Source organism: Mycobacterium sp. NPDC048908 (assembly GCF_043197955.1).
GTDB lineage: Bacteria > Actinomycetota > Actinomycetes > Mycobacteriales > Mycobacteriaceae > Mycobacterium.
On sequence record NZ_JBICUE010000015.1, the window covers coordinates 76,787 to 95,903 of the forward strand.

Sequence of the window (19,117 nt, forward strand, 5' to 3'; positions counted from 1 at the left end):
TTCGTGGCCATCGGCTTGAAGTTTTCGCTGCGGGGGCCCGGGGATGCGGGCCTGCGGCACGTCGCGGTGTTCGCCTTGGCGACCGTGCCGGCAGCCGTCGTCGGGTTTGGCCTGGCCAGCGTATTGTTAGGTAACGTCCGAATGGGTTAGCGGCTAGGCTCGCGACGTGCGAGCTGCGTTGTCCCGCCGGGGTTTCCTCTCGATGACTGCGAGCGCGGCACTGGTCGCTGCCTGCAGTTCGCCCAAGCCGGGCGCGGTCGCCAAGGACGGCTCGGTGACGGTGAAGCACATCTTCGGCGAGACCAAGATCCCCGGCCCGCCCAAGCGTGTGGTCAGCGCGGGCTTCACCGAACAGGACGATCTGCTGGCCGTCGGCGTCGTCCCGATCGCGGTCACCGACTGGTTCGGTGGCGAACCGTTCGGCGTATGGCCTTGGGCGCAACCCAAATTGGGCAACGCGCAGCCGGTGGTGCTCAGCCTCAACGACGGCATCCAGGTCGATCAGATCGCGTCGTTGAAGCCGGACCTGATCGTCGCCACCAACGCGGGGCTGGACCAGGACACCTACACCAAGCTGTCGGCGATCGCTCCGACGATCGCCCAATCGGGGTCAGACGCGTTCTTCGAGCCCTGGAAAGACCAGGCGACGGCGATCGGGCAGGCCGTGTTCAAAGCGGACGACATGGCCAAGCTGGTGGCGGCGGTCGACGACAAGTTCACCGCCGTCGCAAAGAACAACCCGCCGTTCGCGGGCAAGAAGGCGCTCCTGCTGGCGGGCACGTTCTACGACGACAGCGTCCGCATCACCACGCCCGGCTGGCGCACCGACTTCCTCACCAAGATGGGCTTCACCGTCCCCGACTCCGGCGCCGCTCTGGTGAAGCGCGACAAGATGGCGCCGGTGCTCGATGACGCCGACGTGTTGATCTGGACCACCGAGAGCGACGACGAACAGGCCGCGCTACTTGCCGACCCGGTCGTCGCAAAGCTGCGGGCCACCACGCAAAACCGCAACGTCTTCACCGGCAAGGAGCTGTCCGGGGCGATCGCATTCGCATCGGCGCTGTCGTATCCGGTGGTGGCTGATCGATTGCCGCCTCTGATCTCGAAGGTGTTGTCCTGATCTAATTACCCGGTGACAAGCGACCAGACCACAAAAGCACAGCATGCGGCTTTCGCTCAGGTCGGGTCGAAGTACTATCCGATCTTCGTCGCGGTCTTCACGGCGCTGGTGATCATCTCGAACGTGACCGCCACGAAGGGCGTCGCGTTCGGGCCTATCATCACCGACGGCGGGTTCATCGTCTTTCCGCTCACCTACGTGATCGGCGACGTGCTCTCGGAGGTCTACGGCTTCAAAGCCGCTCGGCGGGCGATCTTCCTCGGGTTTGCTATGAACGGGTTGGCCGCCCTCACGTTCTGGATCACCATCTATCTGCCGGCGGCCGATTTCTACACCAACCAAGCGCACTTCGAGAACGTCGTCCACGCCTACACACAGTTGATCATCGCGGGCCTTGCCGGCTTCATCGTGGGCCAGACCATCAACGCCTGGGTCGTCGTCAGGATCAAGGAGAAGACCAAGGAGAAGCACCTTTGGGCGCGGCTGGTCGGCTCCACATTCGCGGGACAGCTTGGCGACACGCTGGTGTTCTGCAGCATCGCGGCCGGTGCAATCGGCATCAGCACGTTCGGTGACTTCGTCACGTACACGGCGTTGGGCTGGTTCTACAAGACCGCCGTCGAGGTGGTCATGCTGCCGGTGACCTACCGGGTGATCGCTTTCGTCAAGCGCCACGAGCCGACATACAGCGCGACAATATGAGCTATCGCTAAGCCTTCTCTGGCAAGCCTCATAGAGCCGGTTCATTCTTAGCTACCCGCGGGTAAGTTCCACCCCATGAGCGTGATTGCGGATCTGATGGACGTGCCGGCACTCGGCACCGTGCGCGACTATGGCGACCAGGCGCTGCTGCTCGAATTCGACAGCACTACCGAGGTATTGGCGTGGACAGATGCGCTGCGCGAGGCCGACTTGCTCGGCGTGCTCGACATCGTCCCCGCATCGCGCACGGTGCTGCTCAAGCTCGCCGGTCCCCGTTATCAGGCGCCGACCCGGCAGCGGTTGGCGAAGCTGCGTGTGAGCGCCGAGGCGTTGGCGGCGGCGAGCGCACCGCCGAGTGGACACGCCGACCTCGAGATCGGCGTGGTCTACGACGGCGCCGACCTCGAAGAGGTGGCCCGACTGACCGGACTGACCGCCGAGAAGGTGATCGCAGCCCACACCAGCAGGCCGTGGCGCGTCGGCTTCGGTGGATTCGCACCGGGTTTCGGGTATCTCATCGGCGGCGACGAGCGGCTCAACGTGCCAAGGCAGTCCGAGCCGCGAACCAGGGTGCCTGCCGGATCGGTGGCGCTGGCCGGGGAGTTCAGCGCCATCTATCCGCGGGAATCGCCGGGCGGTTGGCAGCTGATCGGGCGTGTCACCGACGACGTGCCCGCATTGTGGGACATCGATCGTGATCCGCCGGCCCTGCTACAGCCCGGCATGTGGGTCCAATTCAAGGCGGTAGGCAAGGGGGCACGGCCATGAGCGTGACACTCGAGGTGCTGCGCACGGGGCCGCTCGCCTTGATCGAGGACCTCGGCAGGCCCGGCTTCGCGCATATGGGCGTGTCCCGCTCAGGGGCGGCCGACCGGCGCTCCCATCAGTTGGCCAACAGGCTGGTGGCCAATCCCGGCGACCACGCCACCATCGAGGTGACATTCGGCGGGTTCTCGGCGCGGGTCCGCGGCGGCGACGTCGCGATCGCGGTGACCGGCGCGGACACCGATCCTGCGGTGAACGGAAACCCGTTCGGTACCAACAGCATTCACTACGCGCACGACGGCGAGGTGATCTCGCTCGGTGCGCCGCACACCGGTCTTCGGACCTACCTCGCGGTGCGCGGAGGCATCGATGTCTCACCTGTGCTCGGCTCCCGCTCGTATGACGTGATGTCGGCGATCGGTCCGCTGCCGTTGCAACCCGGCGACGTGCTGCCGGTCGGCGCACACACCGGCGAGCTTCCAGAACTCGACCAGGCGCCGGTGGCCGCCATCGAGGACGAGGTGCTCGAACTGCGGGTGGTGCCGGGGCCACGCGACGACTGGTTCCTCGATCCGGACATCCTGATCCGGACCAACTGGCAGGTGACCAACCGGACCGACCGGGTGGGCATGCGGTTGATCGGCATGCCGCTGGAGTACCGCTGGCTGGATCGTCAGCTGCCGAGCGAGGGCGCGACGCGCGGCGCAATTCAGGTGCCGCCGAACGGTTTTCCGGTGATCCTTGGACCGGACCACCCTGTCACCGGCGGCTATCCGGTGATCGGGGTGCTGACCGACGACGACATCGACAAGGTCGCGCAGATCCGGCCCGGCCAGACCGTCCGGCTGCATTGGTCGCGCCCGCGCAAGCCCTTCGAGGAGTGAGCCGCGGCGAGTGTGAACTCATGACACGCATCCGACCGAAAACTGCGCAATAACTTCACACTCGACCGGCCGGGGAGCGCGCGATCCTGGTAGACAGACAGTGTGCACACGCAGGAACCTCGCACCCGCGCAGTCCACACCGCCCGCCTGGTCCACACCTCCGACCTCGACAACGAGAGCCGCGAGGATGCCCGCCGAATGGTCATCGAAGCTTTCCGCGGTGAGTTCACCGACGCCGACTGGGAGCACGCGCTCGGCGGTATGCACGCCTTGATCTGCCACCACGGCGCGCTCATCGCGCACGCCGCCGTGGTCCAGCGCCGCCTGCTGTACCGCGGGACCGCGCTGCGCTGCGGCTACATCGAAGGTGTGGCGGTGCGCGAGGATTGGCGGGGCCAGGGCCTGGCGCACGCGTTGATGGATGCGGCCGAACAAGTGCTGCGCGGCGCCTACCAACTCGGCGCGCTCAGCGCCTCGGAGGCCGGCAGGCACATGTACGTCGCGCGCGGCTGGCTGCCGTGGCAGGGGCCGACGTCGGTGCTCGCGCCCGCAGGTCTTACCCGCACTCCCGACGACGACACCGGGCTGTTCGTCCTGCCGATCGGCATCGACCTCGACACCTCCGCGGAGATCACCTGCGACTGGCGCGAGGGCGACGTCTGGTAGCGGCGCGCTCGAACTCACACGGTTGCGCGCGGTGACGTGAGCGGAAGTTCACGGCGGGGTCATCGCGGGGCGTTTGGCCGCAATAAAGCGTTCCTAGCGTTGGCGCCATGTCGAAACGCATCACAGACTGGGATCCCGAGGACGTCGCAGCCTGGGAGGCCGGTAACAAGTACGTCGCCCGCCGCAACCTGATCTGGTCAGTGGTCGCCGAGCACATCGGCTTCTCGGTGTGGTCGATCTGGTCGGTGATGGTGCTGTTCATGCCCGAATCGGTCTTTCACTTCTCAGCGGGCGACAAGTTCTTGCTGGGTGCCACCGCGACGCTGATCGGCGCATGTCTACGGATCCCGTACACGCTGGCCACCGCGACGTTCGGGGGACGCAACTGGACGGTGTTCTCGGCGTTCGTCCTCGTGATTCCCACTCTGGGCACCATGTGGCTGCTGGCGCATCCCGGCCTCCCGCTGTGGCCGTTTCTGGTGTGCGCGGCGCTGACCGGCTTCGGCGGGGGCAACTTCGCGTCGTCGATGACGAACATCAATGCGTTCTACCCGCAACGGCTCAAGGGCTGGGCGCTCGGCATCAACGCGGGCGGCGGAAACATCGGCGTGCCGATGATCCAGATCGTCGGCCTGCTCGTCATCGCCACGCTCGGCAACCGGCAGCCGTACTGGGTGTGTGCGGTTTACCTCGTCGCTTTGGCCGTCGCCGGAATCGGCGCGGCGCTGTACATGGACAACCTCGAGCAGCACAAGATCGACCTGACGGCCATGGCTGCCATCTTGAAAGTGCGTGATACGTGGGTGATTTCGCTGCTCTACATCGGCACCTTCGGCTCGTTCATCGGGTTTGCGTTCGCGTTCGGTCAGGTGCTGCAGATCAACTTCACCGCCGGCGGCCAGAGTGCGGCGCAGGCTTCGTTGCACGCGGCACAGATCGCATTCGTCGGGCCGCTGCTCGGATCGCTGTCGCGGGTGTACGGCGGCAAGCTGGCTGACCGCGTCGGCGGCGGCAGGGTCACATTGGCGGTGTTCGCCGGGATGATCTTCGGCGCCGGGATCCTGGTAGCGGCAAGCACACTGGACGACCACACCGAGGGTGCTGCGACCGGTGCGATGATGACCGCCTACGTCATCGGCTTCATCGTGCTGTTCTTGTTGTCGGGCATCGGCAACGGATCGGTCTACAAGATGATCCCGTCGATCTTCGAGGCCCGCAGCCGCTCCCTTGCAGTCTCCGAGGCCGACCGGGCGGCCTGGTCACGCGCGATGTCGGGGGCACTGATCGGCTTCGCGGGCGCGATCGGCGCGCTCGGCGGCGTCGGCATCAACATGGCGTTGCGTCAGTCATACCTGAGCAGCCACTCCGCGAGCGCGGCGTTCTGGATCTTCCTGGCGTTCTACCTGGTGGCGTGCGCGTTGACCTGGGTGATGTATGTGCGCAGGCCGGTTTCGGCGACGGTCAGCGGTGCGGCACCGGCAACCGGGCTGGCCAGGGCATGACGTCGGCCAGCTCACACCGGGCGACACGGCTCGGCAATGGCCGGGTAACGGGCAGGAAACATGCGCTACGTAGACATGGCACATGAGTGAGCCCGACTGGGCACCGCTCACCGGTTTCAGGGTGGCGGTGACCTCCGCCCGCCGCGCCGATGAACTGGCCACCCTGCTGGAGCGGCGCGGAGCCACCGTGACATGCGCGGCCGCGATCGCGATGGTCCCGCTTCCTGATGACGAGCAGTTGCGCGCCAACACGGAAGCGTTGATCGCAACGCCTCCCGACATCGTGATCGCCACCACGGGCATCGGGTTCCGCGGCTGGTTCGCTGCCGCCGACGGGTGGGGCCTTTCGGATGATCTGCTGCGCGCACTGGGCAGCGCGCGCATCGTCTCGCGAGGTCCGAAGGCGACCGGTGCGCTGCGGGCGGCGGGGTTGCCGGAGGAGTGGTCACCTGAGTCCGAATCGTCGCGCGAAGTGCTGCATTATCTGGTCGAGGGCGATGTCGCGGGCAAGCGCATCGCGGTGCAGTTGCACGGCGCCACCGACGACTGGGACCCCTTCCCGGAGTTTCTCGACGAATTGCGCTGCGCCGGTGCGGAAGTCGTCCCCATCCGGGTATACCGCTGGCATCCGGCACCCCGCAACGGCGACTTCGACCAACTGGTCGCGGGAATCGCCGATGGCAAGTTCGACGCGGTCAGCTTCACATCGGCGCCCGCGGTCGCATCGGTTCTGATGCGCGCCGTGGAACTGGGCATCGAGGACAAGCTCTTGTCGGCGTTGCGGACCGACGTACACGCGATGTGTGTCGGCCCGGTGACCGCCAGGCCGCTGGTCCGGCTTGGTGTGCCGACATCGGCTCCGGAGCGGATGCGGTTGGGCGCGTTGGCTCGCCACATCACCGACGAACTGCCGCTGCTGCAGTCGCGCACACTGCAGGTGGCCGGCCATGTCCTCGAGATCAGGGGCACCTGTGTGATGGTGGACGGCGTGGTGAAGGCCGTCTCGCCCGCCGGGATGGCCACCATCAGGGCGCTGGCCCATCATCCCGGCGCGGTGGTGTCGCGCTTCGACCTGCTCGGCGCGCTGCCCGGCGCAGGCACCGATACGCACGCCGTCGAAACGGCGGTGCTGCGGCTGCGGACCGCGTTGGGCGACAAGAACATTGTGTCGACGGTGGTCAAGCGCGGCTACCGGTTGGCGGTCGACGACGATCTGGCGCATACCCAATGAGCTCCCCAGCTCGCGCGGGGGCCCAGGTGTTGGTCGCACACGGCACCCGCAAACACCAAGGCGTCGCGATGGTCGGCGCTCTCGCACAACGGGTATCGCAGGCTCTCGGGCAGACGGTGCACGTGTCGTTCGTCGACGTGCTCGGTCCCACGCCTTCGGAAGTGCTGGCCGGGTTGACCCGCGGGCCGGTCACCCTTGTGCCCGCCTTCCTGTCCCGCGGCTATCACGTCACCAGCGATATCCCCGCCCAGGTCGACGCCAGCGGACATCTCGACGTCACGGTGACGCAGGCGCTCGGGCCTGGGCCGCAACTGGTACGGGTGTTGACCGATCGACTGATCGAATCCGGTTGGCGGCCTTGTGATTCAGTGATTCTGGCAGCGGCGGGTACATCGGACCCGAGCGCCCAGCGTGACCTGCACACGATGGCGACCTGGCTGTCGGCGGTCACGAGCTCTCGAGTGGAACTTGCGTTCGCGGCGACGGGCACGCCACACGTCGGGGACGCGGTCGAATCGCTACGGCGACGCGGCGCCCGCAGGATTGTCGTCGCGTCATACCTCCTGTCAGAGGGCCTGTTCCAGGACCGCCTGCGGGACAGCGGCGCCGACGTTGTGACCGACCCGCTTGGCACACACCACGGCCTGGTCCGGTTGATCGCGAACCGATTCAGCCGGGCCCGGTATCCCGTCGCCGCCTGAACCCGCTTCGCGAACTGGCCGTTTGCTGCCGGGGTCGACGGGGTAAGCCGCGCGCATGATCAAACTCGTCGCGTCCATTGCTGTGCTTGCCGCGCCGGTCGCGGTCGCGAGCGGTTGCGCCCACCAGTCGGCCGAAAACCCGTCAACTACGACCACATCGGCGGCCGCCTCTCAGACGCTGACCACTCAGCTCAACACGGCCGACGGTAAGCACGTCGCGAATGCCACCGTCGACTTCACCAGCGGGTACGCCACGGTGACGGTGGAGACCGTCGCGACAGGCAGCCTGTCGCCCGGTTTCCACGGATTGCACATCCACGCCGTCGGCAAGTGCGAAGGCGACTTCACATCCGCGGGCGAGCATTTCCAGGCCTCCGGGCACACCGGCCAGCCCGCCAGCGGCGATCTGCCGCCGTTGCTCGTGCGTTCCGACGGTTCGGGCAAACTCGTCGCCACCACCGACGCCTTTACAGAAGGCCAGCTCAAGGGTCCACAGGGTGCGTCGATCGTGCTGCACCAAACCGCCGATTCGGAACAACGCATCGCCTGCGGCGTGCTCAGTCCTGCTAGCGCTTCGGCCACCACGGTGTCCACGTCGATCTCGACGTCGACCGTCACCACTGCGGTGCCTGCCGTGCCGCCCGCGACCGTCACCGAGACGACGTCACCGACACCGGCCACCACGACCGCCAGCCCCACTGCCACGACCAGCCCCACGACGACCACAGTGACGCAACCGACGGTGACCACGACCGCGGCTCCGGGCGGCTAACCGACCCCGACGCGGCCTAGTTTCGCCGCGCCGCAGGGCGAGCCCAGCGGAGTGTCGCGGCCGGGGAGCACCTCGCTGAAGAAGGCGGCGTTGTCGGCGCGGAACTGCAGCTGGTCCTCGGGAAGATCAGTCTCGTAGTAGATCGCATCCATGCGGCAAATGAACGCGCACGCACCGCAATCCACACACTCGTCGGGGTTGATGTAGAGCATCCGATCGCCCTCGTAGATGCAGTCAACCGGGCAGTCTCCGACACACGATTGTCCATCACGTCGACGCAGGCGCTGGGCCAAAAGTCCTCAATTTCCTGGCGCGAGTTTCCTGGCGCGAGCAGACGCAGAAACGTGCAAAACCGGCACACGCAACACGTATCTGCGTCTGCTCGCGGGGAGAGTCTCACCAGGGGCTAGTGGCCGATTTCCACGTGGCCGTCCACGATCCGGGTGGCGTATACCGCCAACGCGACGTCGGGGTTGTCGAGGCAACGGCCGTCGTCAAGGCCGAAGGCCTGCTTCTTGATCGGTGTCTGCACCGTCGCCCGCCCACCCCTGTCGCCGACGATGCCACGCGACATCACTGCCGCACCCGAAAACGGGTCGATGTTGCCGACCGCGCGCAACGATCCGTCGTCGAGGCGGAACAGCGCCGCCTGCGCGCCATCGGCCAGCAGCACTCCCACGCCGCGATTCGGGATCAGGAACTCGTACGCGCACGCGGTGGTCCAGGTCTGAATGTCGTTGGCGAGCGTCATCTTTGCGGGACCTCAGGCATACCGACGGGCACGATGCGGCCCGACTTCTCGGTGAATTCGATGGTGGGGTCCGCGACGTCGGGCGCGTTGACGAACGACACGAATCGCGACATCTTGTCGGGGTCTTCGAGGACCCCCTTCCATTCACAGGCGTAGCCCGCGACGTGGCGGGCCATCGCCTCCTCGAATTCTGCGGCAAGGCCGAGCGAGTCGTCGCACACCACCTCCCGCAGGTGGTCGAGGCCGGTCTTGTCGGGGAAATTCATGGCCTCCAGCCACGGCGCCGTCCGCTGTAACCGGTCGGCGGTGCGGATGTAGAACATCAGGAACCGGTCGATGTAGCGGATCAGCGTTTCGTCGTCCAGGTCGCTCGCCAGCAGTTGGGCGTGGCGCGGGGACATGCCGCCGTTACCGCAGACGTAGAGGTTCCAGCCCTTCTCGGTGGCGATGATGCCGACGTCTTTGCTTTGCGCTTCCGCACATTCACGCGCACACCCCGATACGGCCATCTTGATCTTGTGCGGCGCCCGCAGGCCGCGGTAACGCTTTTCGATAGTGACCGCCATGTCGACGGAATCCTGTTGGCCGTAACGGCACCAGGTGCTGCCGACGCAACTCTTCACCGTGCGCAGCGCCTTGCCATAGGCGTGCCCCGATTCCATTCCGCCGTCGACAAGCCTTCGCCAGATCTCCGGTAGTTGATCGACCCGCGCACCGAACATGTCGATGCGCTGGCCGCCGGTGATTTTCGTGTACAGGTTGAAATCCCGTGCGACTTCCCCGATCAGGATCAGTTGCTCGGGCGTGATCTCGCCGCCTGGCGACCGCGGCACCACCGAGTAGCTGCCGTTTTTCTGGATGTTGGCCAGAAAGTGGTCGTTGGAATCCTGCAGCGACGCCTGCTCGCCGTCGAGGATGTGTTCCGAACTGGTCGACGCCAGAATGGACGCGACCACGGGTTTGCAGATGTCGCAACCTTTTCCGGTGCCGAAGCGTTCGATCAGCGCGGTAAACGTCCGGATCGACGTCGCGGAGATGATCGAGAAGAGTTCAGCGCGCGACTGGCTGAAGTGTTCGCACAGCGCCTTGGACTGCTCGACCCCCTCGGCCTCCAGCAGTTGCTTGAGCATCGGCACGCACGATCCGCAGGACGTGCCCGCCTTCGTGCAGGTCTTCAGCGCCGGGACGTCGCTGCATCCTCCGGCGATCGCATCGCACAGGTCACCCTTGGTGATGTTGTTGCACGAGCATATCTGCGCGGCGACCGGCAGTGACCCGACGCCCAACGCGCCACTTGTTGCGCCTTCTGGTCCGGCGGGCGCGATCAGCGCCATCGGGTCTCCTGGCAGCGCCTCGCCGACCATGGGTCGCAGGACTCCGTACGACGATGCGTCGCCGACCAGAAGGCCGCCCAGCAATGTCTTGGCGTCGTCGGACAACACCAATTTCGCGTAGGTCTGGTTGACCGCGTCGTTGACAACGACTTCGAGGCACTTGGGAGTAGTGCCCATGGCGTCGCCGAAGCTGGCGACGTCGACGCCGAGCAGTTTGAGCTTGGTCGACATATCGGCCTCGGGGAATTCGGCGCCACCGCCGAGCAGTCGGTCGGCGACCACCTCGGCGCTGGTGTAGCCGGGACCGACAAGACCGTAGCAGCGGCCGTCGATGGCGGCCACCTCGCCGATCGCATAAATGTTGGGATCGATTGTGCCGCAGGATATGTCCGTGAGCACACCACCACGCTCGGCAATCGGCAGACCGGCGGCACGAGCAAGCTCGTCGCGAGGACGCACCCCCGCGGCGAAGACGACGATGCCCGCGTCGATGACCGTGCCGTCGCTGAGTGTCACCCGCACCGAGTCGTTTTCGGCGGACCGCCGCACGGGCCGATTGCGTTGCGATGGCGCAATGCTCTGCGTGCCGACACCGGTGTGCACCGTGATGCCGAGCGCACCGATCATCCGGCCGAGCAGCGCGCCACCGGCTTCGTCGAGTTGCTGGGCCATCAGCCGCGGCGCCATTTCGACGACATGGGTCGCAAGACCGAACCGCCGCAACGCATTCGCCGCCTCGAGCCCGAGCAGCCCGCCGCCGATCACGACACCCGTCGGGGTGCCACCGGCCCCAGCGGCACGGGTGGCGTCGGCGCGGATTGCGTCGAGATCATCGAGGGTGCGGTACACGTGGCAGGACGGCAGATCGTGCCCAGGCACCGGAGGGACGAACGCATACGAGCCGGTGGCGAGCACCAGCGCGTCGTACTCGATGCGGACGTCGTCGGCCGTCATCACGGTCTTGGCCGCTCTGTCGATGCCGGTGACCCGACTGCCCAGCCGTAATTCGACGAGGTCGTCGCCGGCATAGTCGTTGCCGGCAAGCGCGAGTTGCGTGCGGTCCCAGTGTTCGGTGTAGCCGGTCAAGCCGACCCGGTCATAGGCCGCGTCGGCCTCTTCGGCCAGCACGGTCACTCGCCACGCGCCCGCGGCGTCACGTGACCGCAGCGCCTCGACGAACCGATGGCCGACCATGCCGTGGCCGACAACCACGACGTTCGATGAAGCCCGCATGCCGCCGAGGCTATGTAGCGGATATTGCCGCTATGTCGCTTCGTGTGAAGCGCCCATCACGGAGTTCTCACCGCCGACACGACCACGGTGTGAGCCGTTCACCAACGGCTAACGCGCAGCTGGAACATGAGCGTGGCTGACTCAAGTTGTATCGGGTAGTCGACCGGCGTGGAGCCGGTCACGGCGCAACGAGGAGAGTCAACAGTGAGCCAGATGACGTTGTGGGCCAGGCCCGCCTGGGAGATCGACCGGTGGATCAAGCAAGGCGTGTTCGCGGGGTTCAGTCCCGCCGCCGAGATCGTCAGGGATGGGGACGACGCCGTCGTGCGCCTGGAACTGCCGGGTGTCGACGTAGACAAGGACGTCAACGTCGAGGTCGAAAGGGGTCAGCTTGTGATCCGCGGTGAGCGCCGCGACGAGTACGTCGGTGAAGACCCCGCGAAGGATGGCCGCACGCTCAGTGAGGTCAGGTACGGGTCGTTCCGCCGGTCGTTCAGGCTGCCGTCGCACGTCACCGGTGACGCGATCTCGGCGTCCTATGACGCCGGCGTGCTGACCGTGCGGATCGCCGGTGCGCACAAGGGCGCTCAGGCGCAGCGCATCGCGATCGAAAGCAAGTGAACACGCGCTGAAATCCGGTGGGACCCAAGCGGTTCCACCGGATTCGCGCGGTCACCTCAATGACGCGATGATCTCTGAGGTGTAGAAGTCGCCGATGACCTTGCCGGGTTTCGGCGGTCCGTCCACGGACACCCAGGCGCCCGTGGCTCCGTCGGCGATGGGGCCAACGACCCTGGTGGTTCCGCTTCCGCTGGCGTCGGTGAAAAGCTCGCCGACGGCCACTCCGGGATCTCCCGCGGTGCATGTGCGCTCCGAGGGCCGGGGCACCTGAATCAGGCGGACCGTGTACCGCGTGTTGGGCTGGGCGGTAGCAAGTCGCACGGCGGCGGTGACGCCCTCCGGGCCCGACCCGATCTCGGCACCACCACTGCCGTAGCCGGTGGCCGACACCCAATGCGTCTGCTCGTGGCTGCAGGCCCGGAACAGGCTCGAGAACGGCACGAAGGTCGGTCCTGCGGAGGCGGCGGCTGAGCCGGCTGCGGTGCTTGCGGCAACGTTCGCGGTCGCGACAAGCAGCGCGAGAACCCCTTTCGACGATTGCATCGCCTCACCTTAATTGACGGCAAAGGAAGACGTCGCGCCGGACGCCTAGCCGCCAAACGCGCGGCCGGAGTCAACGCCGATGGCCCCTAAGAGGTTTGCCACCTTGCGGTCCAAGCCCAACCCGACTTCGGTGACGTCGGCGATGCCGAGGCTGCCGAACGCCGAACTGGGCCGGTCCATCGAGAACACCGCGTTGCCGTCGGAGTCGCTGTAGACCAAGACCCGCAGCGGCGCGTAGAGCAAAGCCCGCGGATCGTGGCGGAACATGGTTTCGGCGACGGTGTGGTTGCCGAGCAGATACTCGACCGCCTTCACCGGATGGCCCGCGACACTGAGCAGCCGCACCCCGTCGACCTTCGCATAGACCATCAGAGCGTTCGGTGCGTTATCGGCCGCCTGGGCAAGGATGTCGTCCCGGGTACCGCCGGAATCGACGATCTGCATCACGCACGCCACGTCGTACGGCGGTGCCGCGGCCTCGAATGCCACGACAAACTCGTCGAATCCGATGCCGGTGGAAACGTCCAGTCGCGTCATCGTGTGGTCGTGCGCCTCGAAGCGTGCGTTCATCGACGGTCCTCCCGGTTCGGTGATTGAACCAACAATAAGGTTCAGTCATTGAACCGGCCAGGTGACATACTTCATTCCATGCCACTTCCCCGGGAGTACACAGCCGAGAGCTGCCCGATCGCGCGATCACTGGAGGTGATCGGCGAGCGATGGACGCTGCTGATCGTGCGTGACGCCTTCTACGGTGTCCGGCGGTTCAGCGACTTCCACGACCATCTGGGTATTCCGAAGGCCGTGTTGGCCGAACGGCTGGCACTGCTCGTCGAGGAACGGGTGTTGACACGGACGTCGGCCCCCGGTCGCCGCGACGAATACGTCCTGACGGCCAAGGGCCACCACCTGTGGCCGACGATCTGGTCGCTCATCACCTGGGGTAACGAAAACTATCTCCAGCGCCCGGCCCATCGCACCTTCAAGCACGTCGGGTGCGGCGGCTCGATCGGCGCAGGCTCCGTCTGTTCTGGATGTGGTCAGCAGCCGGATCCCGGCGACCTGGTTGTCCATCCGCCCCGCAGGCCCGGTGCAGGGGCGAGGCGCGACGGTGTCGTCAGCCGGGCGCTTGGTCGCCCGCACCGCCTGCTGGAACCGATCCGCGGCAGCGCCGACTGATCAGATGTGGCCCGCGTTGGTCGGGGTCGTCGTCGGGTAGGGGTTGGTCGTGGTGCTCGACGTGGTCGTGTCGTCGCCGGGTCCGTCGTCCGACGGCGTTGACGGCGGCGGCCCCGTCAGCGTCGGGTTGTCCTGGCTGGTTTGCACGCTCGGCAGGGTGTAGCTCGTGCTCGACGTCGAGCTGGTGGTGTACGTCGACGACGTCGCCGACGAGGCGGGCATCTCGGTCGGCTGCGGTGGCAGCGACGACTCGTCCGCGGTGCGCAGCACCGCCCACACCAGGATGATCACCAGCACCACAGCCGCCACGCCCGCAGCGACGATCACCGGCTGCTGGTCGTGCCAACGGCCGTCGTCGTCAGGGCTCACGGCGCGATGCTAGGCCCAGCGGGCCAGCATCTCTTTCGAGTAGGCGGTCAGCGCGTACTGCCAGAACGGCCCGAAGCTGATCCGCGCGACGCCGAGCGGGCCAAACGATGCCGGGTCGTCCTGATCCGGCAGCGCGACCGCGTTGATGGGCAACGGCAGTTCAGAAGCCAAGCGCCGCAACGTATCCGGGTCATGACGACCCACTGGATACAACGAATCTGCGCCGGCGGCCGCGGCTTCTTTCAGCCGTTCGATGGCGCGGTCGACCCTGTCGTCCTCGTCGCCGTCTTGACGAAGAAACAGGTCGGTGCGTGCGTTGAGCACCACATGCACCCCTGTCACGTCGGCCGCCTCGCGCAGTGCCCCGACGAGTTCGGCGTGCTCACTGGACGAGCGCAGCCGGCCGCCCTCGCTGTGCACGGTGTCCTCGATGTTCAGCCCGACCCCACCGGCTTCCAGCAGCCCCTCGATGAGGCGGGGGGCTGGTTGCGCGTAACCCGATTCGAGGTCGACCGACACCGGGACGTCGACGGCCGAGGTGATCTGGCCGACCCGCGTGACCACGTCCTCGAACGACATGCCCTCCTGATCGGCCTTGCCGACCGAATCGGCCATCGGGTGGCTGCCGACGGTCAGCGCGACGAATCCGGCGCCGACCGCCAACCGTGCCGACCACGCGTCCCAAACGGTCGGGAGGACCACCGGGTTGCCCGGCTGGTGCAGGCCTAGCAATGTCTCGGCACGCTGCTTAAGGACCTCGGTGGACATGGACCTACCTCCGCTTCTCCGACGTGACCTGTCTCACTCCAAACCCCCTGATGTAACTAACATCGGGTGTCGTACTGTGATCCGAGACACCCTTCAGCCCGAGGAGGTCAAATGTCGAGCACAACTGAACTTACCGAGCTTCACGAGCTAATCGGAAGCCTGCGGCGCTGCGTGACATCGCTTGCGTCGAAGTACGGGGACAGCCCCGCCACTCGCCGGATTGTCAACGACGCCGAACGCATCCTCAACGACATCGACCGACTCGACATCGACGCCGAAGAGCTGGAGTTGACACGGGGCGTGACCCGCCACAGCCATTCCGCCGAGAAGATCACCATCCCCGACACCCCCTACGACACCGCCTTCTGGGCGGATGAGGGCGACAGAGGGGTCACCGGCTAGCGCCGCGGGCTTCTGAGCGGGACATAACCACACCGAAAGGGAAAAGTGAGCGCACCCACCGCCGACCGCAAAGCGACCGGCGTCTTTTCACCGAGCCGTGCACAAATTCCGCAGCGCACCTTGCGCACCGACCGGTGGTGGCAGTCGCCGCTGATCGTCGACCTCGGCTTCGCCGCATTCGTGATCTACGCGACGGTCCGGGCGTTCCTGCAGAACAACTATTACGTCGCGGCGTACAACTACCTGACGCCGTTCTACTCGCCGTGCGTCAGCAAGGGCTGCACTCCCGAGGCCAGCCACTTCTGGCCGCAGATCATCCCCGACGTGTGGTGGATTCCGTTCGCGGCCCTGTCGCTGCCGTTCCTGCTGCTGTTCCGGCTGACGTGCTACTACTACCGCGGCGCCTACTACCGATCGGTATGGCAGGCGCCCACCGCCTGTGCGGTCGCGGAACCGCATGCGAAATACACTGGGGAGACCCGTTTCCCGCTGATCATCCAAAACACCCACCGGTATTTCTTCTACATCGCCGCGATCATCTCGGTGATCAACACCTACGACGCCATCGTCGCGTTCCACTCACCGTCGGGCTTCGGATTCGGTTTGGGCAACATCATTCTCGTCGTCAACGTGGTGATGCTGTGGATCTATACGCTGTCGTGCCACTCCTGCCGCCACGTGGTCGGCGGCCGCCTGAAGCACTTCTCCAAGCACCCCGTCCGCTACTGGTTCTGGACGCAGGTCAGCGCGCTGAACACTCGGCACAAGCTGTACGCGTGGGTCACGCTCGGGACGCTGATGCTGACCGACTTCTACATCATGCTGGTGGCCAGCGGCACCATCCACGATCTCAGATTCATTGGCTGACAAGCCTTTACGCAATTTAGTGAGGTTCATCAATGGCGGAAGTTGAACGGCATCAGTACGACGTCGTCGTGATCGGTGCCGGCGGTGCGGGTTTGCGTGCGGTCATCGAGGCACGCGAACGTGGCCTGAAGGTCGCGGTGGTCTGTAAGTCGTTGTTCGGCAAGGCCCACACCGTGATGGCCGAAGGCGGTTGTGCGGCCGCGATGGGCAATGCCAACCCGAAGGACAATTGGCAGGTCCACTTCAAAGACACCATGCGGGGCGGGAAGTTCCTCAACAACTGGCGGATGGCCGAGTTGCACGCCAAGGAGGCTCCCGACCGGGTCTGGGAACTGGAGACCTACGGCGCGCTGTTCGACCGCACCAAGGACGGCCGCATCAGCCAGCGCAACTTCGGTGGCCACACCTATCCTCGGCTCGCGCACGTCGGTGACCGCACCGGCCTCGAGATCATCCGCACCCTGCAGCAGAAGATCGTCTCGCTGCAGCAGGAGGACAAGGCCGAATTCGGCGACTACGAGGCCCGCATCAAGGTGTTCCACGAGTGCACCATCACCGACCTGATCAAGGATGGTGACCGGATCGCAGGTGCGTTCGGTTACTGGCGTGAAAGCGGACGCTTCATCCTGTTCGAGACGCCTGCCGTGGTGATGGCCACCGGCGGAATCGGCAAGTCCTACAAGGTGACATCGAACTCGTGGGAGTACACCGGCGACGGGCATGCGCTCGCGCTGCGGGCGGGCGCCACGCTGATCAACATGGAGTTCGTCCAGTTCCACCCGACCGGGATGGTCTGGCCGCCCAGCGTGAAGGGCATCCTCGTCACCGAGGGTGTGCGCGGCGACGGCGGGGTGCTGAAGAACTCCGAAGGCACCCGGTTCATGTTCGATTACATCCCGCCGGTGTTCAAAGGCCAGTACGCGGAGAGCATTGAAGAGGCCGACCAGTGGCTCAAGGACAACGACTCGGCCCGCCGCACCCCCGACCTGCTGCCCCGCGACGAGGTGGCCCGCGCCATCAACTCCGAGGTGAAGGCCGACCGCGGTACCCCGCACGGCGGTGTCTACCTCGACATCGCGTCGCGGCTGCCCGCCGAGGAGATCAAGCGCAGGCTGCCGTCGATGTACCACCAGTTCATGGAGTTGGCCGAGGTCGACATCACCAAGGAGCCGATGGAAGTCGGGCCGACCTGTCACTACGTGATGGGCGGGATCGAAGTCGATCCTGACACCGGCGCGGCCACGACGCCGGGGTTGTTCGCCGCAGGCGAGTGCTCCGGTGGCATGCACGGGTCGAATCGGTTGGGCGGCAACTCGCTGTCGGACCTGCTGGTATTCGGCCGCCGCGCCGGGTTGGGCGCGTCCGACTACGTCAGGGCGCTGCCGGAACGACCGAAGGTGTCCGACGAGGCGCTCGCCGACGCGGCCAAGCTGGCGCTGGCACCCTTCGACGGTCCGACCAACGGCGATCGCGCCGAGAACCCCTACACGCTGCAACTGGACCTGCAGGACACGATGAACAACCTGGTCGGCATCATTCGCAAGGCCGACGAGGTGACCGAGGCGCTGGGCAAGCTGACCGAACTTCGGGAGCGCTACAAGAAGGTTCAGGTCGAAGGCCATCGGCAGTTCAACCCCGGCTGGCACCTGGCCATCGATCTGCGCAACATGCTGCTGGTCAGCGAGTGCGTCGCCAAGGCGGCGCTGGAGCGCACGGAGAGCCGTGGCGGGCACACCCGCGACGACTATCCGTCGATGGACGCCTCGTGGCGCAAGACGCTGCTGGTGTGCCGGGCCGAGGGTGATGCAGTGGTGCCCGACATCACCATCACCAGGGAGGACCAGGTACCCATGCGCGACGACCTTCTCGAACTCGTCGACATCGAGGAACTCGAGAAGTACTTCACCCCGGAAGAACTCGTCAACCACCCGGCAAGGAGAAGCTGAATGGCGGCCTATCAAGCGAAGCTGCGGGTGTGGCGTGGCGACGACGGCGGCGGCGCGCTGCAGGACTTCTCCGTCGAGGTCAATGAGGGCGAGGTGGTGCTCGACATCATCCACCGTCTGCAGCAGACCCAAGCCGGGGACCTCGCGGTGCGGTGGAACTGCAAGGCGGGCAAATGTGGCTCGTGTTCCGCCGAGATCAATGGCCGACCACGGTTGATGTGCATGACGCGGATGTCGACATTCGACGAGGCCGAGACCATCACGATCACCCCGCTGCGGACGTTCCCGATCATCCGCGATCTGGTCACGGATGTGTCGTTCAACTACGAAAAGGCAAGGGAAATCCCCTCGTTCACGCCACCCAAGGATCTGCAACCGGGCGAGTACCGGATGATGCAGGAGGACGTGAACCGCTCCCAGGAATTCCGCAAGTGCATCGAGTGCTTCCTCTGCCAGAACACCTGCCACGTGGTACGCGACCACGAGGAGAACAAGCAGGCATTCGCGGGGCCGCGGTACCTGATGCGCCAGACCGAACTCGACATGCACCCACTGGACACGCATGACCGTCGCGCGGTGCAGGCGCAGGAGGAGAACGGCCTCGGCTACTGCAACATCACCAAGTGCTGCACCGAGGTGTGCCCCGAACACATCAAGATCACAGACAACGCGTTGATCCCGCTCAAGGAGCGCGCCGCAGATCGCAAGTACGACCCGATCGTCTGGCTGGGAGACAAGCTCTTCCGGCGCTGACGAGC

21 protein-coding genes and 1 pseudogene are annotated in these 19,117 nt (G+C 65.9%); 15 read left to right on the forward strand and 7 right to left on the reverse strand.

What is annotated here, in order from left to right; translation table 11 throughout:
* Nucleotides 1-202: 202 nt before the first annotated feature.
* From ACGFK1_RS27625 to ACGFK1_RS27665, 9 genes are all read left to right on the forward strand, one after another.
* Nucleotides 203-1,123 (forward strand): ABC transporter substrate-binding protein, encoded by a 921-nt coding sequence (locus ACGFK1_RS27625; protein WP_393437151.1) that lies wholly within the window; start codon nt 203-205, stop codon nt 1,121-1,123.
* 12 nt (nt 1,124-1,135) lie between these two features.
* Nucleotides 1,136-1,825 (forward strand): queuosine precursor transporter, encoded by a 690-nt coding sequence (locus ACGFK1_RS27630; protein WP_393437154.1) that lies wholly within the window; start codon nt 1,136-1,138, stop codon nt 1,823-1,825.
* A gap of 75 nt (nt 1,826-1,900) precedes the next feature.
* Entirely contained in the window at nt 1,901-2,593 is a 693-nt protein-coding gene (locus ACGFK1_RS27635) for an allophanate hydrolase subunit 1 (protein ID WP_393437157.1), read from the forward strand.
* Nucleotides 2,590-3,474: a 5-oxoprolinase/urea amidolyase family protein gene (locus ACGFK1_RS27640; RefSeq protein WP_393437160.1), complete on the forward strand. Its 885-nt coding sequence runs from the start codon at nt 2,590-2,592 to the stop codon at nt 3,472-3,474. The genes ACGFK1_RS27635 and ACGFK1_RS27640 overlap by 4 nt, the downstream gene beginning before the upstream one ends.
* A 102-nt stretch (nt 3,475-3,576) precedes the next feature.
* A complete protein-coding gene (locus tag ACGFK1_RS27645; RefSeq protein ID WP_393437162.1) occupies nt 3,577-4,140 on the forward strand; it encodes a GNAT family N-acetyltransferase in 564 nt (187 codons plus the stop codon).
* A gap of 107 nt (nt 4,141-4,247) precedes the next feature.
* A complete protein-coding gene (locus ACGFK1_RS27650) occupies nt 4,248-5,642 on the forward strand; it encodes a nitrate/nitrite transporter (protein ID WP_393437165.1) in 1,395 nt (464 codons plus the stop codon).
* Nucleotides 5,643-5,724: 82 nt separating this feature from the next.
* Nucleotides 5,725-6,873, forward strand: coding sequence for a uroporphyrinogen-III synthase (locus ACGFK1_RS27655; protein ID WP_393437168.1), 1,149 nt, complete (start codon nt 5,725-5,727; stop codon nt 6,871-6,873).
* Nucleotides 6,870-7,574 (forward strand): sirohydrochlorin chelatase, encoded by a 705-nt coding sequence (locus ACGFK1_RS27660; protein WP_393437170.1) that lies wholly within the window; start codon nt 6,870-6,872, stop codon nt 7,572-7,574. The genes ACGFK1_RS27655 and ACGFK1_RS27660 overlap by 4 nt, the downstream gene beginning before the upstream one ends.
* A 55-nt stretch (nt 7,575-7,629) precedes the next feature.
* Nucleotides 7,630-8,346 carry a superoxide dismutase family protein gene (locus ACGFK1_RS27665; RefSeq protein WP_393437173.1) on the forward strand — a complete coding sequence of 239 codons (717 nt, stop codon included), beginning with the start codon at nt 7,630-7,632 and terminating at the stop codon, nt 8,344-8,346.
* Here ACGFK1_RS27665 and ACGFK1_RS27670 read toward each other — a convergent pair.
* From ACGFK1_RS27670 to nirB, 3 genes and pseudogenes are all read right to left on the reverse strand, one after another.
* Nucleotides 8,343-8,614: pseudogene (locus tag ACGFK1_RS27670) on the reverse strand (indolepyruvate ferredoxin oxidoreductase subunit alpha). The gene ACGFK1_RS27665 and the pseudogene ACGFK1_RS27670 sit on opposite strands and share 4 nt — an antisense overlap.
* 138 nt (nt 8,615-8,752) lie before the next feature.
* Complete coding sequence (nirD, locus tag ACGFK1_RS27675; protein ID WP_393437176.1) at nt 8,753-9,097, reverse strand: nitrite reductase small subunit NirD; 345 nt, start codon at nt 9,095-9,097, stop codon at nt 8,753-8,755.
* Nucleotides 9,094-11,664, reverse strand: coding sequence for a nitrite reductase large subunit NirB (gene nirB / locus ACGFK1_RS27680; RefSeq protein ID WP_393437179.1), 2,571 nt, complete (start codon nt 11,662-11,664; stop codon nt 9,094-9,096). The genes nirD and nirB overlap by 4 nt, the downstream gene beginning before the upstream one ends.
* A gap of 204 nt (nt 11,665-11,868) precedes the next feature.
* Between nirB and ACGFK1_RS27685 the strand changes: the two genes are divergently transcribed.
* Nucleotides 11,869-12,285 carry an Hsp20/alpha crystallin family protein gene (locus tag ACGFK1_RS27685; RefSeq protein WP_393437181.1) on the forward strand — a complete coding sequence of 139 codons (417 nt, stop codon included), beginning with the start codon at nt 11,869-11,871 and terminating at the stop codon, nt 12,283-12,285.
* Nucleotides 12,286-12,336: 51 nt separating this feature from the next.
* On the opposite strand, the gene ACGFK1_RS27690 is transcribed toward ACGFK1_RS27685, so the two are convergent.
* The gene (locus ACGFK1_RS27690) at nt 12,337-12,828 is read right to left on the reverse strand and encodes a hypothetical protein (RefSeq protein WP_393437184.1); all 492 of its coding nucleotides are present in this window, start codon (nt 12,826-12,828) and stop codon (nt 12,337-12,339) included.
* A gap of 45 nt (nt 12,829-12,873) precedes the next feature.
* The gene (locus ACGFK1_RS27695) at nt 12,874-13,398 is read right to left on the reverse strand and encodes a DUF302 domain-containing protein (RefSeq protein ID WP_393437186.1); all 525 of its coding nucleotides are present in this window, start codon (nt 13,396-13,398) and stop codon (nt 12,874-12,876) included.
* 78 nt (nt 13,399-13,476) lie between these two features.
* On the opposite strand from ACGFK1_RS27695, the gene ACGFK1_RS27700 reads away from it, so the two are divergent.
* Nucleotides 13,477-14,007: a winged helix-turn-helix transcriptional regulator gene (locus tag ACGFK1_RS27700; RefSeq protein ID WP_393437189.1), complete on the forward strand. Its 531-nt coding sequence runs from the start codon at nt 13,477-13,479 to the stop codon at nt 14,005-14,007.
* On the opposite strand, the gene ACGFK1_RS27705 is transcribed toward ACGFK1_RS27700, so the two are convergent.
* Both ACGFK1_RS27705 and ACGFK1_RS27710 read right to left on the reverse strand, forming a co-directional pair.
* Nucleotides 14,008-14,376: a hypothetical protein gene (locus ACGFK1_RS27705; protein ID WP_393437192.1), complete on the reverse strand. Its 369-nt coding sequence runs from the start codon at nt 14,374-14,376 to the stop codon at nt 14,008-14,010. It lies immediately after the preceding gene.
* 9 nt (nt 14,377-14,385) lie between these two features.
* Entirely contained in the window at nt 14,386-15,144 is a 759-nt protein-coding gene (locus tag ACGFK1_RS27710) for an isocitrate lyase/phosphoenolpyruvate mutase family protein (protein ID WP_393437195.1), read from the reverse strand.
* Between the two features lie 111 nt (nt 15,145-15,255).
* Between ACGFK1_RS27710 and ACGFK1_RS27715 the strand changes: the two genes are divergently transcribed.
* The 4 genes from ACGFK1_RS27715 to ACGFK1_RS27730 are packed head-to-tail and all read left to right on the forward strand — an operon-like array spanning nt 15,256 to nt 19,112.
* The gene (locus tag ACGFK1_RS27715) at nt 15,256-15,546 is read left to right on the forward strand and encodes a hypothetical protein (RefSeq protein WP_393437197.1); all 291 of its coding nucleotides are present in this window, start codon (nt 15,256-15,258) and stop codon (nt 15,544-15,546) included.
* A gap of 45 nt (nt 15,547-15,591) precedes the next feature.
* Nucleotides 15,592-16,413 (forward strand): hypothetical protein, encoded by an 822-nt coding sequence (locus tag ACGFK1_RS27720; RefSeq protein ID WP_393437200.1) that lies wholly within the window; start codon nt 15,592-15,594, stop codon nt 16,411-16,413.
* A gap of 32 nt (nt 16,414-16,445) precedes the next feature.
* Nucleotides 16,446-18,359 carry a fumarate reductase/succinate dehydrogenase flavoprotein subunit gene (locus tag ACGFK1_RS27725; RefSeq protein ID WP_393437202.1) on the forward strand — a complete coding sequence of 638 codons (1,914 nt, stop codon included), beginning with the start codon at nt 16,446-16,448 and terminating at the stop codon, nt 18,357-18,359.
* The gene (locus tag ACGFK1_RS27730) at nt 18,360-19,112 is read left to right on the forward strand and encodes a succinate dehydrogenase/fumarate reductase iron-sulfur subunit (RefSeq protein ID WP_393437203.1); all 753 of its coding nucleotides are present in this window, start codon (nt 18,360-18,362) and stop codon (nt 19,110-19,112) included.
* Nucleotides 19,113-19,117: the final 5 nt, after the last annotated feature.

Excerpts from the sequence above, each read along its gene's own strand:
- ACGFK1_RS27625 (WP_393437151.1), top strand. The coding sequence starts at position 203 with ATGACTGCGAGCGCGGCACTGGTCGCTGCCTGCAGTTCGCCCAAGCCG.
- ACGFK1_RS27635 (WP_393437157.1), top strand. The coding sequence starts at position 1,901 with ATGAGCGTGATTGCGGATCTGATGGACGTGCCGGCACTCGGCACCGTG.
- ACGFK1_RS27640 (WP_393437160.1), top strand. The coding sequence starts at position 2,590 with ATGAGCGTGACACTCGAGGTGCTGCGCACGGGGCCGCTCGCCTTGATC.
- ACGFK1_RS27650 (WP_393437165.1), top strand. The coding sequence starts at position 4,248 with ATGTCGAAACGCATCACAGACTGGGATCCCGAGGACGTCGCAGCCTGG.
- ACGFK1_RS27655 (WP_393437168.1), top strand. The coding sequence starts at position 5,725 with ATGAGTGAGCCCGACTGGGCACCGCTCACCGGTTTCAGGGTGGCGGTG.
- ACGFK1_RS27660 (WP_393437170.1), top strand. The coding sequence starts at position 6,870 with ATGAGCTCCCCAGCTCGCGCGGGGGCCCAGGTGTTGGTCGCACACGGC.
- ACGFK1_RS27665 (WP_393437173.1), top strand. The coding sequence starts at position 7,630 with ATGATCAAACTCGTCGCGTCCATTGCTGTGCTTGCCGCGCCGGTCGCG.
- nirD (WP_393437176.1), bottom strand. The coding sequence starts at position 9,097 with ATGACGCTCGCCAACGACATTCAGACCTGGACCACCGCGTGCGCGTAC.
- nirB (WP_393437179.1), bottom strand. The coding sequence starts at position 11,664 with ATGCGGGCTTCATCGAACGTCGTGGTTGTCGGCCACGGCATGGTCGGC.
- ACGFK1_RS27690 (WP_393437184.1), bottom strand. The coding sequence starts at position 12,828 with ATGCAATCGTCGAAAGGGGTTCTCGCGCTGCTTGTCGCGACCGCGAAC.
- ACGFK1_RS27695 (WP_393437186.1), bottom strand. The coding sequence starts at position 13,398 with ATGAACGCACGCTTCGAGGCGCACGACCACACGATGACGCGACTGGAC.
- ACGFK1_RS27700 (WP_393437189.1), top strand. The coding sequence starts at position 13,477 with ATGCCACTTCCCCGGGAGTACACAGCCGAGAGCTGCCCGATCGCGCGA.
- ACGFK1_RS27710 (WP_393437195.1), bottom strand. The coding sequence starts at position 15,144 with ATGTCCACCGAGGTCCTTAAGCAGCGTGCCGAGACATTGCTAGGCCTG.
- ACGFK1_RS27715 (WP_393437197.1), top strand. The coding sequence starts at position 15,256 with ATGTCGAGCACAACTGAACTTACCGAGCTTCACGAGCTAATCGGAAGC.
- ACGFK1_RS27725 (WP_393437202.1), top strand. The coding sequence starts at position 16,446 with ATGGCGGAAGTTGAACGGCATCAGTACGACGTCGTCGTGATCGGTGCC.
- ACGFK1_RS27730 (WP_393437203.1), top strand. The coding sequence starts at position 18,360 with ATGGCGGCCTATCAAGCGAAGCTGCGGGTGTGGCGTGGCGACGACGGC.